General features: G+C 70.1%; 15 protein-coding genes. 9 read left to right on the forward strand and 6 right to left on the reverse strand.

The features are described from left to right. The first annotated feature begins 286 nt into the window (after positions 1–286). From MKL11_RS33225 to MKL11_RS27145, 4 genes are all read left to right on the forward strand, one after another. Positions 287–1,408, forward strand: a complete 1,122-nt coding sequence (locus tag MKL11_RS33225; protein ID WP_279600743.1) for a histidine kinase dimerization/phosphoacceptor domain -containing protein — start codon at positions 287–289, stop codon at positions 1,406–1,408. After that, complete coding sequence (locus MKL11_RS27135) at positions 1,405–1,854, forward strand: response regulator (RefSeq protein WP_243949117.1); 450 nt, start codon at positions 1,405–1,407, stop codon at positions 1,852–1,854. Before MKL11_RS33225 ends, MKL11_RS27135 begins: the two co-directional genes overlap by 4 nt. Before the next feature lie 44 nt (positions 1,855–1,898). Beyond that, a complete protein-coding gene (locus MKL11_RS27140) occupies positions 1,899–2,363 on the forward strand; it encodes a hypothetical protein (RefSeq protein WP_243949119.1) in 465 nt (154 codons plus the stop codon). 63 nt (positions 2,364–2,426) lie between these two features. Then, entirely contained in the window at positions 2,427–3,047 is a 621-nt protein-coding gene (locus MKL11_RS27145; protein WP_243949121.1) for a Uma2 family endonuclease, read from the forward strand. Here the strand turns inward: MKL11_RS27145 and fae are convergent, their stop codons facing one another. Then, the gene (fae, locus tag MKL11_RS27150; RefSeq protein WP_243949122.1) at positions 3,048–3,587 is read right to left on the reverse strand and encodes a formaldehyde-activating enzyme; all 540 of its coding nucleotides are present in this window, start codon (positions 3,585–3,587) and stop codon (positions 3,048–3,050) included. A gap of 65 nt (positions 3,588–3,652) precedes the next feature. Beyond that, complete coding sequence (locus MKL11_RS27155) at positions 3,653–4,897, reverse strand: NRAMP family divalent metal transporter (protein WP_243949124.1); 1,245 nt, start codon at positions 4,895–4,897, stop codon at positions 3,653–3,655. An 84-nt stretch (positions 4,898–4,981) separates the two neighbouring features. On the opposite strand from MKL11_RS27155, the gene MKL11_RS27160 reads away from it, so the two are divergent. Next, on the forward strand, positions 4,982–5,197 hold the full coding sequence (locus MKL11_RS27160) for a hypothetical protein (protein ID WP_092038462.1): 216 nt from the start codon (positions 4,982–4,984) through the stop codon (positions 5,195–5,197). 34 nt (positions 5,198–5,231) lie between these two features. Here MKL11_RS27160 and MKL11_RS27165 read toward each other — a convergent pair whose 3' ends face one another. Together MKL11_RS27165 and MKL11_RS27170 are read right to left on the reverse strand one after the other, a co-directional pair. Continuing rightward, positions 5,232–5,687: a hypothetical protein gene (locus MKL11_RS27165; RefSeq protein WP_243949126.1), complete on the reverse strand. Its 456-nt coding sequence runs from the start codon at positions 5,685–5,687 to the stop codon at positions 5,232–5,234. A 171-nt stretch (positions 5,688–5,858) separates the two neighbouring features. After that, entirely contained in the window at positions 5,859–6,458 is a 600-nt protein-coding gene (locus tag MKL11_RS27170; RefSeq protein WP_243949129.1) for a biliverdin-producing heme oxygenase, read from the reverse strand. Between the two features lie 299 nt (positions 6,459–6,757). On the opposite strand from MKL11_RS27170, the gene lexA reads away from it, so the two are divergent. Beyond that, the gene (gene lexA, locus MKL11_RS27175) at positions 6,758–7,477 is read left to right on the forward strand and encodes a transcriptional repressor LexA (RefSeq protein ID WP_243949131.1); all 720 of its coding nucleotides are present in this window, start codon (positions 6,758–6,760) and stop codon (positions 7,475–7,477) included. Here the strand turns inward: lexA and MKL11_RS27180 are convergent. After that, complete coding sequence (locus tag MKL11_RS27180; RefSeq protein ID WP_243949133.1) at positions 7,471–9,747, reverse strand: ComEC/Rec2 family competence protein; 2,277 nt, start codon at positions 9,745–9,747, stop codon at positions 7,471–7,473. The genes lexA and MKL11_RS27180 overlap by 7 nt on opposite strands. A gap of 170 nt (positions 9,748–9,917) precedes the next feature. Between MKL11_RS27180 and gltX the strand changes: the two genes are divergently transcribed. After that, positions 9,918–11,345 carry a glutamate--tRNA ligase gene (gltX, locus tag MKL11_RS27185; RefSeq protein ID WP_243949135.1) on the forward strand — a complete coding sequence of 476 codons (1,428 nt, stop codon included), beginning with the start codon at positions 9,918–9,920 and terminating at the stop codon, positions 11,343–11,345. 37 nt (positions 11,346–11,382) lie between these two features. On the opposite strand, the gene MKL11_RS27190 is transcribed toward gltX, so the two are convergent. Further along, positions 11,383–12,216, reverse strand: a complete 834-nt coding sequence (locus MKL11_RS27190) for a YfdX family protein (RefSeq protein WP_243949138.1) — start codon at positions 12,214–12,216, stop codon at positions 11,383–11,385. 376 nt (positions 12,217–12,592) lie between these two features. Between MKL11_RS27190 and gltA the strand changes: the two genes are divergently transcribed. Continuing rightward, a complete protein-coding gene (gltA, locus tag MKL11_RS27195; protein ID WP_092038418.1) occupies positions 12,593–13,882 on the forward strand; it encodes a citrate synthase in 1,290 nt (429 codons plus the stop codon). A gap of 8 nt (positions 13,883–13,890) precedes the next feature. After that, positions 13,891–14,838, forward strand: coding sequence for a DNA-3-methyladenine glycosylase family protein (locus tag MKL11_RS27200; RefSeq protein WP_313900787.1), 948 nt, complete (start codon positions 13,891–13,893; stop codon positions 14,836–14,838). Positions 14,839–15,199 lie beyond the last annotated feature (361 nt).

Consider the following 15,199-nt stretch of genomic DNA (forward strand, 5'->3'; position numbering starts at 1 on the left):
TCGCCGCGGGGATCGGACCCCGCGCGTAGTTGGCCGACACCAGGGTCCCCGCGGCGTCCCGCGTCCCTCGTGGTTGGATCTCTTGGGCCATGCCCCCGGCGCCATTGGCGGGTGGGGACGTTGACGCGTGTCCGGGTGCGGCATCCTGTCTGACGGATTCGCGCTCCAAAATGCACCGCTTCTGAACCCTTCGCGTGAATCGGCCGTTTAGGTCCCGGTCTGCGAGCCCGCAGGCCTGAGCCGATTGCCGGAGGTGACCAACGCCGGGCATGAGAGAGCAGGTTCGATGGAACAGCCCGACGCCTGGCATCTGACAGACCGGCTCGACACCGCGCCGGGAAAGGGCGATCCGTTCGCCGCCGCTGTCCGCGCCACGCGGATGGCCATGATCATCACCAACCCGCGCCTGCCCGACAACCCGATCGTCTTCGCCAACGACGCGTTCCAGCGGATGAGCGGCTACGCTCTGGAGGACGTGCTCGGCCGCAATTGCCGCTTCCTCCAGGGCGAGCACACCGATCGCGGTGCGGTCGCGCTGATCCGCGAGGCCGTGGCGGCGCAGCGGGACATCGCCATCGACCTGCTGAACTACCGCAAGGACGGCTCGTCGTTCTGGAACGCCCTCTATCTCAGCCCGGTCGCCAACGAGGCCGGCGAGGTGCTGTTCTTCTTCGCCTCGCAGCTCGACGTCACCGACCGGGTGGACGCGCATCTGCGGGTCCAAAACGAGAAGGACCATTTCGAGGCCGAGGTCGCCCGGCGGACCCGGGACCTGACCGAGGCCCTGGCCACCCAGACCATGCTGGTCCACGAGGTCGATCACCGGGTCAAGAACAACCTTCAGATGATCGCCGCCCTGCTCGCCATGCAGACCAAGGCGATCACCGACCCGGCGGCGCGCAGCGCCATGGAGGCGATGCTGACCCGCGTCGAGGCCCTCGGCACGGTCCACCGCCGGCTCTATCAGTCCAACAATGTCGAGCGCTTCGATGTGGCCGAGTTCGCCCGCGATCTCGCCACCGACCTGGTCCGCGGCTCGGGCCTCGACCGGATCCGCCTGCATCTCGATCTCGAGACCGTGGAGATCCCGGTCGCCAAGGCCCCGCCGGTGGCCCTGATGATGAACGAGCTGATCACCAACGCGCTCAAGCACGCCTTCCCAGGCGACCGCGCCGGCCGACTCTCCGTGACGGTGGCGCCGGACGAGCGCTACTTCACCATCCGCATCGCCGATGACGGCGTCGGCATGCCCGTGCAGGTCATGGAGCAGCGCTCCTTCGGCAAACGGCTGATCGGCACCCTGTGCCGCCAGCTCAGTGCCAGCATCGCCTGGCAGGCGAACGACCCGGGGACGGTCGTCAACGTCCGCCTGCCCCGCGAGATGGCGACCGGCCTGGAGGGCACATGAGCGAGCCGATGCGGATCCTCGTCGTCGAGGACGAGGCCCTGATCCTGATGCAGATCGAGATGATGCTCGAAGAGGCCGGCTATCGCGTCGTCGGCACCGCCATGAATGCGGCCGAGGCCATCGCCCTGGTCCACGAGACCCGGCCCGAACTGGTGCTGATCGACCTGCGCCTCGGGGACGATTCGTCGGGCGTGGACGTGGCGCATGCGGTGCGCGCCATCGGCGGCATCACGGCCGCGTTCATGACCGCCAACGCCCGAGCCCTCTCGGACGACCTGGAGGGCGCCACCGCGGTGATCGCCAAGCCGTTCACCGGCGCGGTTCTGGAGGAATCCCTGGCCTATCTCGAGGATTGCGTCCGCCGGCCGCCCCCGGCCGACCTAGTGCCGTCGGGGATGCGCGTCGCCCCGGCCCTGCTCAAGAGCTTCGCCCAGATGCGAACCTGAATCCCGCCCTCGACAGACCCATCGCCGTGGCTAGAGTGCCGGCCATGCCAAGCTTCGCCGTTCCGCGCCCGCTCCTCGCCGCCCTCGCGGGCCTCCTCCTCCTCCCGGGGGCCGGCCGCGCCGAACCCTGCGACGACCTCGCCCGCCAGATCGCCGGGGCGATCGGCGGCACGGTCGGCAAGCGCTCCGGGCCGAGCATCGACATCCGCCTAGCCGGCCCGATCCGGTTCGACGTGACCTGCCGGGCCGAGCCGATCGTGCAGGCCACCTCCGCGGAGCCCGCCCCCTCGGCGGCGTTCTTCCGCGACCTCTCCACCGCCTCCGAGATCCTGCTCGGCGAGCCGGCCGCCCGGGTCGAGCCGATCATCGCCGACGCCTACCGGACCGCCCTGTCGGAGCGCCGCAAGTCGTTCATCCAGCAGAACGGCTGGTCGGCCTCCTGCTACACCGACCCCGGCAGCAGCACGATGCGCACCCTGTGCTCGGTGGGGCGGATCCCGCCGCGCTGAGGCCGGCTTGACCGGGGCGGCCGCCGGTCCGATCCTGGCCTCATCACCCGGACGGAGTCCGTCATGACGGCCTCGGCAGCGGAACTCGCACCGCTCGATCTCCACCAGAGCTTCCAGGATTTCGTCGCCGCGCGGCCCGACGAGGAGCGGTGGGAACTCGTTGCGGGACGCTTCCTCATGCAGGCCCCGTCGAACATCGATCACCAGATCATCGCCGGCAACCTGGACCGCCTCCTGACCGACGGGATCGAACGCCTGCAACTCGGCCGCATCTCCGTGCAGAACCCGGCCATCGATCTGAGGCCGGCGCTCGAAGGACATGTCTACGTCCCGGATGTCGCGGTCATCGACGCCGACGCGGTCGAACCGGGCCGCAACGTGATGTCGGCCTGCTTTCTCGCGGCCGAGATTCTGTCCCCGAGCGACCGGCGCCGGCCTGCCGGCACGAAGAGCCGGAAGATCGATGTGAAGCTCGCCGGCTACGAAGCCCTGCCGATGTGCGAGGCCGTGCTGCTGGTCGAGCAGCGCGGCTTTGACGTCACCCTGTCGGAGCGGGCCGGGTCCGGCTGGGTCCGCCGCCGGCTGACCGATCCCGACGACAGGCTCGTCATCGCCTCGGCCGGGCTCGAATGCCGGCTGGACGAGGTCTACGCCCGCACCGCGCTGGCGCGGGCGCGGGGCTGATCAATACTCGATCACGTCCTCGAGCGCGTAGTGCTTCACGGTCTTCCGGTTGGCGATCAGCTCGTCCACGGTCGGCTCGCCCTTTAGGGCCCGGGCGATGGCGAGCTTCGTCGCCTCGTAGTTGGTGCGGTACAGGTCCTTGCGGTCGAGGTTGTCGTCCTCGGCGCAGCGCGGATCGAGCCAGATCATGATGATCATGCACAGCTCGTCGAGCCCGTCCTTCGGCAGCACGCCCTCGATGATGCAATCCACGATCGCGTCGCCGGTCGCGGCCTGGACGATTCCGCCGAGCAGCTCGACATACTCGGCCGTGTGGATCGTCGCCTTGGTGGTCATCATCGTGGCCGGGCGCACCAGCTGGTTGAGGTCGCGCACCACGAACATCCGGGTGTGGCCCTGGACCTGCCCCATCATCGACGCGAAGGCCTGACCCACCGGCCCGCGCACCGAGCCGATCAGCACCTCGGGCATCGCGTCGGTATACTGCCCTTCGGCCGCCAGAACGGTGGCCTCGCCGGTGCGGAACCAGATCTCTTGCATGTGTCGCGACTCCCCGTGTCAGGTCGCCCGGGGGAGACATCATCGGGGCGGCTGCGTCAATCGGGTCAGAGCAGGCCGATCCCGTCGAGCACGCCGACCATGGCGAACGCTACGGTCAGGCCGGACACGCCGTAGACCACCCATTTGTAGGCGCCCCGCACCCGCCGGTCTTCCGGCAGGGCCCGGGTGGCGAGCAGGATCAGGAGGCCCAGCGCCAGCGGCAGCAGCAGGGCGTTCATCACCTCTACGGCGATGTTAAGCGCCACGAGATTCGGCACGAGCTGCACGGCGACCGCTCCCGCCGCGACCACCAGCGCGAAGGCGCCGTAGAAGGCCGGCGCCTCGCGGGGCGATTGTTCGAGGGAGTGCGGCCGGCCGGTCACGTCGCCGAAGCCCCAGGCGAGCGCCAGCGCCACCACGTTGAGCGCCACGAACGCCGCCGCGACGATGCCCACCCCGAACACCACCTGCCCGAGCCAGGGGCCGAGGGCCGGCGTGAAGGCGCCGGCCAGATCGCCGACGGTCTCCAGGCCGTTCTTGGTGCCCTGCCCGGCCTGCCCGATCGTGGCGGCGGCCGCGATCAGGATCGCGCCCATCACGCATTGCGAGACCACGGCACCCACGAAGGTGTCGAGCCGCGCGTTCCGGGCGTGGTCCCAGCCGAGGCCTTTGTCGACGATCGCCGATTGCTGGTAGAAGATCATCCACGGCATGATCACCGCGCCGATATTGGCGGCGATCAGCACCCGGTAGGAGCCGTCGCCGAGGGGCATGTGGGCGAAGGAGGCGACGATGTCGCCGGGATTCGGCCGGGCCGCGATGGCGAGCCCGATGAAGACCAGCTCGAACAGCCCGACCGCGATCGCCACGACCTCGACGCGCCGGTAGCTCCCGGTGAACACCAGCCCGAGCAGCAGGGCGGCGGGTAGTCCGAGACTGGCGAGCCGCGGCACCCCGAACAGGTCGCCGATCCCGGCGATGCCGGAGAACTCGGTGACGATCGCCCCGACCCCGGCGACGACGAGGCCGGCATACGAGATCCAGGCCCAGACCGGCCCGTAATGCGCGCGGATCAACTCCCCGTGGCCCCGGCCGGTCGCGGTCCCCAGGCGGACCGTCAGCTCCTGGACGATATACAGGATCGGCACGAGCAGGATCTGCAGCAGCAGCAGCGAGTAGCCCCAGCGGGCACCGCTCTGCGCCGCCGTGATGAGGCTGCCGACATCCGTGTCGGCGAGCATCACCACGAGACCGGGCCCGGCGGTCTTGAGGAACGTGGACAGGCGAGGCAGGGAAGCGGCGTTCGGCACGGCTCCGGAACAGTCCCGGGCGAGGGCCGTTCCGGCGGGGGCCTGCGGCGTTTTCTCAGGCCCGGCACGCGGGAAGGGGTTGTGATGGCGAAGAGCACGGATCGCGGAGGCGGCTGGAGCCTCCAGGCGAGCGCCGTCCCGGACGGGGTGCGGCTGGAACTCGCCCTCGCCGACCTCGGCGGCAGCCCGGTCACGGCGGCGATCGTGCTGGACCGGTCGGAGGCCCGCGCCTTCGCCCGCGCCCTGCTGGCGGCGGCCGGCGATGCCGCCGAGCGCACCTTCCCGAAGCCCGGGACCTGACCGGCCCTCAGGACGGCGTCTGCCCCTGGAAAAATTACTGCTGGTTCAGTCCCGGATGGCGGCCGGGCAGGCGCGGCACCACCGTACCCCGCTTCTCGATCGGCGCATCGCAGGCATAGGCGAACTCGCTTTTCAGCGGATCGAACACGGTCTCGCCGGTGATCCGGCAATCCTCCCGCACCGTCTCGTCGAGATAGGCACGAGCGGCGGTGCGGAACCGCTTGACCCGGCTCGCCGCCGGATCGGGATCGATCCGCACCTCGTTGAGATTGCAGCCGGCATATTCGCGCAGGGCATCGGAAACGACCAGCATCCGGCGCAGCTGCCGGTTGTCGTAGACCTCGTAGGGCTCCTTGCAGCCGATGGTGACCACCTGCGGGGTGAGCGCCACGTAGTTGCGCGAGATATACGAGAACCCGGTGGTGCAGCCGGCCAGCGCCAATCCGCAGGTCACCAAGCCGATGGGCAGCAGAGCCGCGTGCCGTCGCATCCTCGTCATCCCAAGTCCAATACCAGCCCCGCCGCGAAGCCGACGCCCGGCGGACGCACGGTGGTGCATTGAAACGGCCCCGCTTGACCAGTCAATGCGTTTGTCGCCCCGAACGTCTCAGCGCACGCCAGCGGTCCGTGTGGTCGCGACTCGGCGGTGGATGGCGCGCCCTCAGTTCCCGAACGCCTCGCCAACGAGTCGATGCACGTACCGGAACGCCTCCGCCGCCCCGGCGGCGGCGCGCGCCTCGCCGTCGTCCGCGAGCGCGATCCGGTCGAGGGCCGTTGTGAATTGCCGCCAGTGGAGCCCCCGTCCATCCGGATGCCCGGCGAGGTGGCGGGCGCCGTGGGCCTCCGAGAGGCCGAGCTTCCGGGCTTCCTTGAGCAGGATGGCCGCGCCGAGATTCGAGCCCTCGGCGACGTAGAGCCAACCGAGGCCGGCCAGGGGATCGATCGCTTCCCCGCCCTCCGTGGGCGCGTCGGGGATCCTGCCGGTCACGTCGCGCAAGTCCTGCGCGATCAAGGCGAGACGCCGCCGTCCATCGAGATCGGGCAGGACGGGTCCAAGGGCGGCGCCGTCCCGATAAAGCGGATCGACGCGTGCGTGGAAGCGGTATTGGACCTCAAGGAACAGCGCGTACCGTTCGAGACTCGCGAAGGGCTGGCGCGCCATCACGCGCCGGTCGAGCTGATCATGGGCCGCCGCGGTCGCAGACCGCAGCCGCTTCACGCGGCTGCCCGGTTCGACCGTATCGAATGTTGAAACGTCCATGCGACCCATGTCTTGCATTCGGACCTCGACCATCCGAACCGGTCGAAGCCTATTCTGCCCGGGGGGAGGTCGGGACCTCGCCGTCCAGCGCGAACCTTCCTAGCGTCCGGACCATCCAACGCGATTCAGGTCACCGTGAGGCCGACCGGCAGACTGCGCAGTCTTGCGCAACGGGCCGCCTAGGCCCCGCAAGCTTGGCCGGATTGCGCTTGCAGAACACTTGCGGAACGTTTAACGTGTTCGTGATTTGTTTCCGCGGCCGCGTCGATGCGGTCCGCCCAGCCGCGAGTCCCCCGTCGATGCTCACGCGCAAGCAGTTGGACCTCCTGCGTTTCATCCAGAGCCGCATGCAGGAATGTGGTGTCCCGCCCTCGTTCGACGAGATGAAGGACGCCCTCGATCTCAAGTCCAAGTCGGGCATCCACCGGCTGATCACGGCTCTGGAGGAGCGCGGCTTCCTGCGGCGCCTGCCGAACCGGGCGCGGGCCATCGAGGTGATCCGCATCCCCGAGAGCCTGTCCCAGCCTGCCGCGCCGCCCGCGGAGCCGCGCCGCTTCACCCCGAGCGTGGTCGAGGGCGGCAAGTCCAAGCTGCCGGCCCAGCCCGCGACCACCCGGATGATCGACGATGGCGGGCGTTCCATCTCGATCCCCGTGATGGGCCGGATCGCGGCCGGTACGCCGGTCTCGGCGATCCAGAACCAGAGCCATGCCATCACCATGTCGCCGGACTTCCTGGCCGGCGGCGAGCATTACGCGCTCGAAGTGCGCGGCGACTCGATGGTCGATGCCGGCATTCTCGACGGCGACCTCGTGGTGATCCGCAAGCAGGACACGGCCAATACCGGCGACATCATCGTGGCGCTGATCGACGACGAGGAGGCCACGCTGAAGCGCCTGCGCCGCCGCGGCTCCTCGATCGCCCTGGAGGCGGCCAACCCGGCCTACGAGACCCGCGTGCTCGGGCCCGATCGGGTCCAGATCCAGGGCCGGCTCGTCAGCCTCGTGCGCCGCTACTGAAGCGGCTCGGCCGGGGCCTCGCCGGGGGCGGCATCGGTGCCGGCCGAGTCGGGTTCCGCGGGGATCGGGTCGCCGGAGCTTGTCGGCGCCTCCGGGCGCTGCGTCGGCGACGGCTTGGCCGTGGGTGAAGGCCGCCACGGTACCGAGCGTCCGTCGCCGCGGGTGTCGCGGGCCGTGAACCCGTCGCGTTCGGCCCGGAGGGCAACGGCGCCGCGGGCTGCGAGGATGCGGCGGTCGATCACCAGCGGCCCTGTGCAGGTCGGTGGCGCGGCGAGCCGGGTGATCAGCACCGCCGCCCGGACGCAATCCTCCGCGAAGGCGCGCCGGTCGCGGACCAGGGCGACGGCGCGCCCATCCGGCAGGCGCGCGGTGCAGCCCAGCCTGTCGCATCGGCCGCCTTTCGAAGCGCCGCCGATCACCGCCTTGGCCGATCGCCCGTCGCCATCCGCCTTCAGCCACTGCTCCAGCACGAAGGACGAGGGGCTGCCGAGCACCGACAAGAGGCCGTCCGGCCCGCGGACCGCCGCACCGCCACCCTGGCGGTCGACGTAGAGGTCGAAACGGTCCGGCATCGCGGCGAGGCCGAGCCCGAGCAGGGCCGGCGGCAGGGCGAGCCAGCGCAGCCGTGAGACCGGGAGCGTCGCCAGGAGCAGCCCAGCCGCCAGCAGCGCCAGCGCACCGGTGCCGAAGGCCGGGAGAACCAGGGTGGCGCGATCGAAGCCGGCGATCCATTCGGAGATCGCCAGCATGCCGCCCACCGCCTGCCCCATCAGCCACCAGACCGGTCGGTCGAGGGCGAAGGGATAGGCCAGGATCCCGATCACCGCCGCGGGCATCACCACCAGAGAGACGAGCGGCAGCGTCAGGGCATTGCCGATCAGCCCGAACGGCTGGACCGTCTGGAAATGGTAGGTGGCGAACGGCGCGGTGGCGATCTGCGCCACCAGCGTCGTTGCCAGGGTACCGACCACGGCCGAGAGGCCCGAACCGACGACCCGCTCGATCCGCCCGGCCCCGGGACGCCGGAACAGGCGCCCGTCGATCAACCGCGCGCAGGCGATCAGCCCGGCCACCGCCCCGAACGACATCTGGAAGCTCGGCCCGAGCAGCCCCTCCGGCTCCCGGGCCAGGGCGATCAGGGCGGCCAGCGCGAGGTTGCGCATCGACAGGGCCGGCCGATCGACCAGGATCGCCCCCAGCATGATCAAGGTCATGATCAGCGAGCGCTCGGCGGCGATGTCCCAGCCCGAGAAGGCGCAATAGGCGGTGACGCCCAGCATCGCAAAGCCGGCGGCTATTTTTTTGATCGGCCAGACGAGGGCGCAGAAGGGAATCAGGGCCAGGACCGCCCGCACCAGCCAAAACACCACGCCGGCGGCCAGCACCATGTGGAGACCCGAGATGGAGACGACGTGATAGATGCCCGCGGCCCGGAGTGCGTCGTTGGCGGCCGGTCCGATCAGCCCGCGCTTGCCCGTGACGAGCGCCGCGGCTACCGCCCCGGCCTGGCCGCCCTCGGCCTGCGCGATCCGGCGGGTCAGCGCGTTGCGGGCCTCGTCCAGCAGGGCGGCGAGCCGCAGGCGCAGGGGTGGCGGTGCAGGCGGCTCCCGGACCGTGATCGCGCCGAGCAGCGAGCCCACCGCGCCGATACCCTGGAAATAGGCGTCCCGGGCGAAGTCGTAGCCCCCGGGCCGCGCGGCCTCCGGGGGCGGAAGCAGCCGCGCCGTCGCGGCGATGAAGTCCCCGGGCCGCAGGGGCGGCGCCTTCCGGAACGAGACCCGGACCCGAAGCGGCCTCGCCGCGGGGTCGAGCCCAGCGAAGCTCTCGACCCGGATCACCAGGCGGGCGCCGACCTCGCGCTCGTCGAGCGCCTCGATCATCCCGGTGAGCGGCCCGATGGTGGTGCGGGCAAGGATCGGGGCCGCCACCTGCGCGACCCGCCAGGTCGCCGCCGCGAAGCCGAGGAATCCGGCCGCCAGCGCCAGGGCGACGGCCAGGGCCGCCGGCCGCGCTCCCAGGAACGGCACCGGCGCGAGCGCCAAAGCCGCCCCGGCGAGCGGCGCGGCGAGCCACGGCGTCCCGTCGGCGCCCGCGAAGAACACTAAAATCCCGGCGCCGAATGCCACCGCCAGCCAGGGGAACAAGCGGCGCTGTTCGATCTCTCGGACGAGGCCTTCGGCAAACCAATCGCCCAACAGCGGGAGCCAGGCAGCGCGCGGGCCGGCCAGCGCCACCGCGCCGCCTGCCAGCCTCGCGCCGATCCGCCGCATCCGCCCCGCCCCGTACCGGACGACTCAGTCCCGGTGGGGGATTCTTAACGCACCCGTCGGCCCGTGCTACAGAGAGCGCTTCGTGCTACGGGCGCCACTCCGTGCGACGGGCGCTGCCCGCATGCCCTGCACCGCACCGTCGCCTTACGCCCCCCGAACATATCGGCCCGATGTCCTCAGCCGTCGTCACGCGCTTCGCCCCCTCGCCCACCGGCTACCTCCATATCGGCGGGGCCCGCACGGCGTTGTTCAACTGGCTCTACGCCCGCCATACCGGCGGCAAGATGCTGCTGCGCATCGAGGATACCGACCGGGAACGCTCCACCAAGGGCGCGATCGACGCGATTCTGGACGGCCTGTCCTGGCTCGGCCTCGACTGGGACGGGGATGTGGTCTTCCAGTTCGCCCGGGCCGAGCGCCACCGCGCCGTCGCCGAGGAACTGCTGGCCGCCGGCCGCGCCTATCACTGCTACGCCTCCGCCGAGGAACTCACGCAGATGCGCGAGACCGCCCGGGCCGAGGGCCGCGCCCCGCGCTACGACGGGCGCTGGCGCGATCGCGACCCGTCCGAGGCCCCCGCCGGGGTCAAGCCGGTGATCCGGCTGCGGGCGCCCCTCGAGGGCGAGACCGTGGTCGAGGATGCCGTGCAGGGCCAGGTGACCTGGGCCAACCGCGATCTCGACGATCTCGTGCTGCTGCGCTCGGACGGCACGCCGACCTACATGCTCGCCGTCGTGGTCGACGACCACGACATGGGCGTCACCCAGATCATCCGGGGCGACGACCACCTCACCAACGCCGCCCGGCAGAGCCAGATCTTTTCCGCGCTCGGCTGGGACATCCCGCGGATGGCCCATATCCCGCTGATCCACGGCGCCGACGGGGCGAAGCTGTCGAAGCGCCACGGCGCCCTCGGGGTCGAGGCCTATCGCGATCTCGGCTACCTGCCGGCGGCCCTGCGCAACTACTTGGTGCGGCTGGGCTGGAGCCACGGCGACCAGGAGGTGTTCTCCACCGAGGAGATGATCGCGGCCTTCGACCTTGGTTCGGTGGGGCGCTCGGCGGCGCGGTTCGACTTCGCCAAGCTCGCCAACCTCAACGGCCTCTATATCCGCGGCAGCGCCGATGCCGAGCTCGTCGCGGCGATCGAGACGATCCTGCCCAACGTCGGGCCGGAGCGCGGCCTTGAGGCGCCGCTCCGGCCCGACCTGAAGGACAAGCTGACCCAGGCCATGCCGGGCCTGAAGGAGCGGGCCAAGACGCTGATCGAGCTCCTCGACAGCGCCTATTACCTCACCGCCCAGCGTCCGCTCACGCTCGACGACAAGGCCCGGGCGCTCCTGTCCGACGAGGGTCGGGCGCGGCTTGCCGGCGTGCTGCCGGCACTCGAGGCCCTGCCCGACTGGAGCGCGGCGGCGACCGAGGGTGCGGTGCGCCAGTACGCGGAGACCGCAGGCTGCAAGCTCGGGCAGGTGGCGCAACCCTTGCGGGCTGCGCTCACCGGGCGGACTACCTCGCCACCCCTGTTCGATGTGATGGCGGTGCTGGGCCGGGACGAGACCCTGGCGCGCCTGCAGGACCAGGCCGGAGCGGCCTGATCCCGGGAGCGCCCCCGTCCTTGCTCAGGCCGCGTGTTTATTTGGCCTTGGCCGTGCTTCCAGTCGTGCTGCCCGTCTCGGTCTTCATCCCGGCCTTGCCATTGGCTTGGCCGGCGGATTGGCTGGCATCGGCGGCCTTCGGCACCGCGGTGGCATCGATCACGTCGAAGCGCACGCCGTCCTCGACGCCCTTCAGGGCCGCGTTGGCCTGGTAGTACTGGCCGTCCTTGATCATCTTGGCTGCGGCATCGACCTCTTGCGTCGTCTTGTCGAGTGGTACCACGGCCATCGTGAAGTCGACATCGATCCCGGCGAGCTTCAGCCGGTCCATCGCCGCCTTCTGGTCACCGGTCTTCAGATGCTGGTTGGCTTCGTCGATCGCCTTCGACTGATCCTTGTTGCGGGCGACGAAGTCGTCGGCGAGGACGAGTTGCGCGTCGACCGGCAGCCACTTCACCGGCTGCGTCGAGGCCGCCGTCCCGGCCGCCGGCGCCGTCGCGTCCTCGGCAGCCGTCTTGTCGGTGCCGGTCATCGTCGCGGCGGTCCCCATGCCGGCCGGCGGCTTCAGGTCCGCCTCGGCCTTGGTGAAGGCGGTGGCGTCGGTCTTCGCCTTCTCCAGGGCCGATTGTGCGTGGCTCACGAACATCCGGGCCTGGTCGGGCTTGGCCTCGTAAATCGCGAGCCTTGCCAAGTGGATGTCCCGATAGGCGGCGATGCCGTCCGTCGACAGCTTGCCGACATCGGTGTCGACCTGTTTCTGCTGGGCGCTCGGCGCCGGGGCCGCCTGGTCGGCGGCGATGGCGGCGCCGGCAAGGAACGTCGAGGCGGCCAGGGCGGCCGCGAGGGTCTTCAATCTGATCGTTGTGGTCATGGCGGGATGTCCTCACTCTCCGGGGAGCGCTGGCGCCCGACAAGGGGTGTCTCGGGGCGTCCACGGAGGTGTCAGGTTAAACCCAGCGCTGGGGGCAGGTTGCGTGAAACATCCGTAACCCCGGTCACGGTGGCGTGTGAGTCGCCGGCCGGGCTGCGCGGGCGGAACCGAGGCTGCCGGCCCGGATTTCGCTTGGTGGGATTTCGCTTGGCGATGAGGTCGGGATGTCACCGACCCCGTTGCTGCTGCACTGCCGTTTGGGTAACCCATGGCGCGTGAGCACCCGCAACATAAGGCGGCGTGCTCCGGCCCCGGGGTCGCCTCGGGCAGCCCGAGGCCGGCATCCGCCACGTCGCCAGAGAAGGGTCCACGTTCCATGAGCGCATCCAGCACCATCACCGTGGACGGCAAGGAGATCGAACTGCCGGTCAAATCCGGCACGATCGGCCCGGACGTCATCGATATCGGCAAGCTCTACGCCAAGACCGGCGCCTTCACCTTCGACCCGGGCTTCACCTCGACCGCGAGTTGCGAATCGAAGATCACCTACATCGACGGCGACGAGGGCGTGCTGCTCTATCGCGGCTACCCGATCGAGCAGCTCGCCGAGAAGGGCGACTTCCTCGAGACCTGCTACCTGATGCTGTTCGGCGCCCTGCCGACCGAGGCCCAGAAGGCCGATTTCGACTACCGGGTCACGCGCCACACCATGGTGCACGACCAGATGAACCGGTTCTTCACCGGCTTCCGCCGCGACGCCCACCCGATGGCCGTGATGGTCGCCTCGGTCGGCGCGCTCTCGGCCTTCTACCACGACTCGACCGACATCACGGACGAGAGCCAGCGGATGATCGCGTCGATCCGCATGATTGCCAAGATGCCGACGCTGGCCGCGATGGCCTACAAGTATTCCATCGGCCAGCCCTTCGTGTATCCGAAGAACGACCTCGACTACACCTCGAACTTCCTGCGGATGTGTTACGCGGTCCCGTGTGAGGAATACGAGGTCAACCCGGTCTTCGCCAAGGCGCTCGACAAGATCTTCATCCTGCACGCCGATCACGAGCAGAACGCTTCGACCTCCACCGTCCGGCTCGCCGGGTCCTCGGGGGCCAACCCGTTCGCCTGCATCGCTGCCGGCATCGCCTGCCTGTGGGGGCCCGCCCATGGCGGCGCCAACGAAGCGGCGCTGAAGATGCTGATGGAGATCGGTACCCCCGAGAACGTCGGCAAGTACGTCGCCAAGGCCAAGGACAAGAACGACCCGTTCCGCCTGATGGGCTTCGGCCACCGGGTCTACAAGAACTACGACCCGCGCGCGCGGATCATGCAGAGCACCACGCACCAGGTGCTCAAGGAACTCGGCAAGACCGAGGATCCGTTGCTTCACGTCGCCATGGAGCTCGAGCAGATCGCCCTGAAGGACGAGTACTTCATCGAGAAGAAGCTCTACCCGAACATCGATTTCTATTCGGGCATCACCCTGAAGGCGATGGGCTTCCCGACCGACATGTTCACGGTGCTGTTCGCGGTGGCGCGCACGGTCGGCTGGATCGCGCAATGGGCCGAGATGATCGAGGACCCAATGCAGAAGATCGGCCGCCCGCGCCAGCTCTATGTCGGGCCCGCCCAGCGCGATTACGTGCCGGTGGACCAGCGCGGCTGAGCCGGGCCATCGAACCCGACGCGACACCGGGGGCGGCCGCAGGGCCGCCTCTCTCGTTTGGGCGGGAGCCGGGCGTCACGCTCCGCCTCCCCTGCCGGCCGCCCTACGATTGGGCGTCGCTCCGCGCCTTCCTGGCGAAGCGGGCGATTTTTGGGGTCGAATCGGCCGAGTCTGGCGACCAGACTTATGCGCGCACGGTCTGCATCGGCGGCCGGCTCGGCGTCGTCGCGGTCGCGTTCGCCGACGACGCGCTGCACGCGACGCTCCACGGCCTCGATTCGAGCGCCGCGCCTGAAATCGCCAGGCGCTTGCGCCGCCTGTTCGATTGCGACGCCGACCCGGCGGCGATCACGGCCTGCCTGTCCCGGGACCCTGTCCTGGCTGGGCTGGTGGCGGCGCGGCCCGGACTGCGCCTTCCGGGCGCCTGGGATCCGTTCGAGACCGGCTGCCGGGCGATCCTGGGCCAGCAGATCTCGGTCTCGGCGGCGATCCGGCTCGCCGCGAAACTGGTCGCCGCGTTCGGGACAAAGCTGCCAGAGCCGGCCGGAACCCTGACCCACGTCTTCCCGATGCCGGCGCAACTGGTCGAGGCCGATGTGGCGCTGGCGTTGAACATGCCCCGCGCCCGCGGCGCGGCGATCCGGGCTCTGGCGGCGGCGGTTCTGGCCGACCCGGACCTGTTCGCCCCGGCCGGGACCCTGGAGGACGCGGTGCTGCGCTTCACGGCGATCCGCGGGATCGGGCCCTGGACGGCGCAGTATGTCGCCATGCGCGCGCTCAAGCTGCCGGACGCCTTGCCGGTGGGCGATGTCGGCCTGCTGCGCGCCCTCGAGACCGCCACCGGCCGCCCGAGCCCGGCCGCGCTCCTGGCCCGGGCCGAGGCGTGGCGGCCGTTCCGGGCCTACGCGGCCCAGCACCTCTGGGCCGCCGACGAGGTTCTTCCGCGCGAGGAGTGATGAGTGGCCGGACCACGAGCGGCGTCGTACCTTGATCGGTGCGACGCACGTTTCCGGATCTCGTCTCCGATGACGACAGCGTAGATGCTTCTCTTTCTCGCGGTCCCGGTTGGCGGCGCTGTGCTGGCCTTCGGTGTGCTCTAGCTCAGCCGGCGGATGCACTGAGGTCGACGTGGCGAATGAGAGGCCGCTCTCCGCTCCTTCGATGTTCCCGCATCGTCGTCTGCAAGGCGCGATGCGCTCTCCTCTCCCTGTGGCTACGGGCGACACAGGTTTGAGGCGCTGGCGTTGTTGCAGACCGCGACGCGCCCCCCTCCCGTGCGGAAGAGGGCTGGGGTGAGGGGTCAGGTCTGTCCGGAGA

It is taken from the genome of Methylobacterium sp. J-077 (assembly GCF_022829365.1).
In the GTDB taxonomy this organism is placed as follows: domain Bacteria; phylum Pseudomonadota; class Alphaproteobacteria; order Rhizobiales; family Beijerinckiaceae; genus Methylobacterium.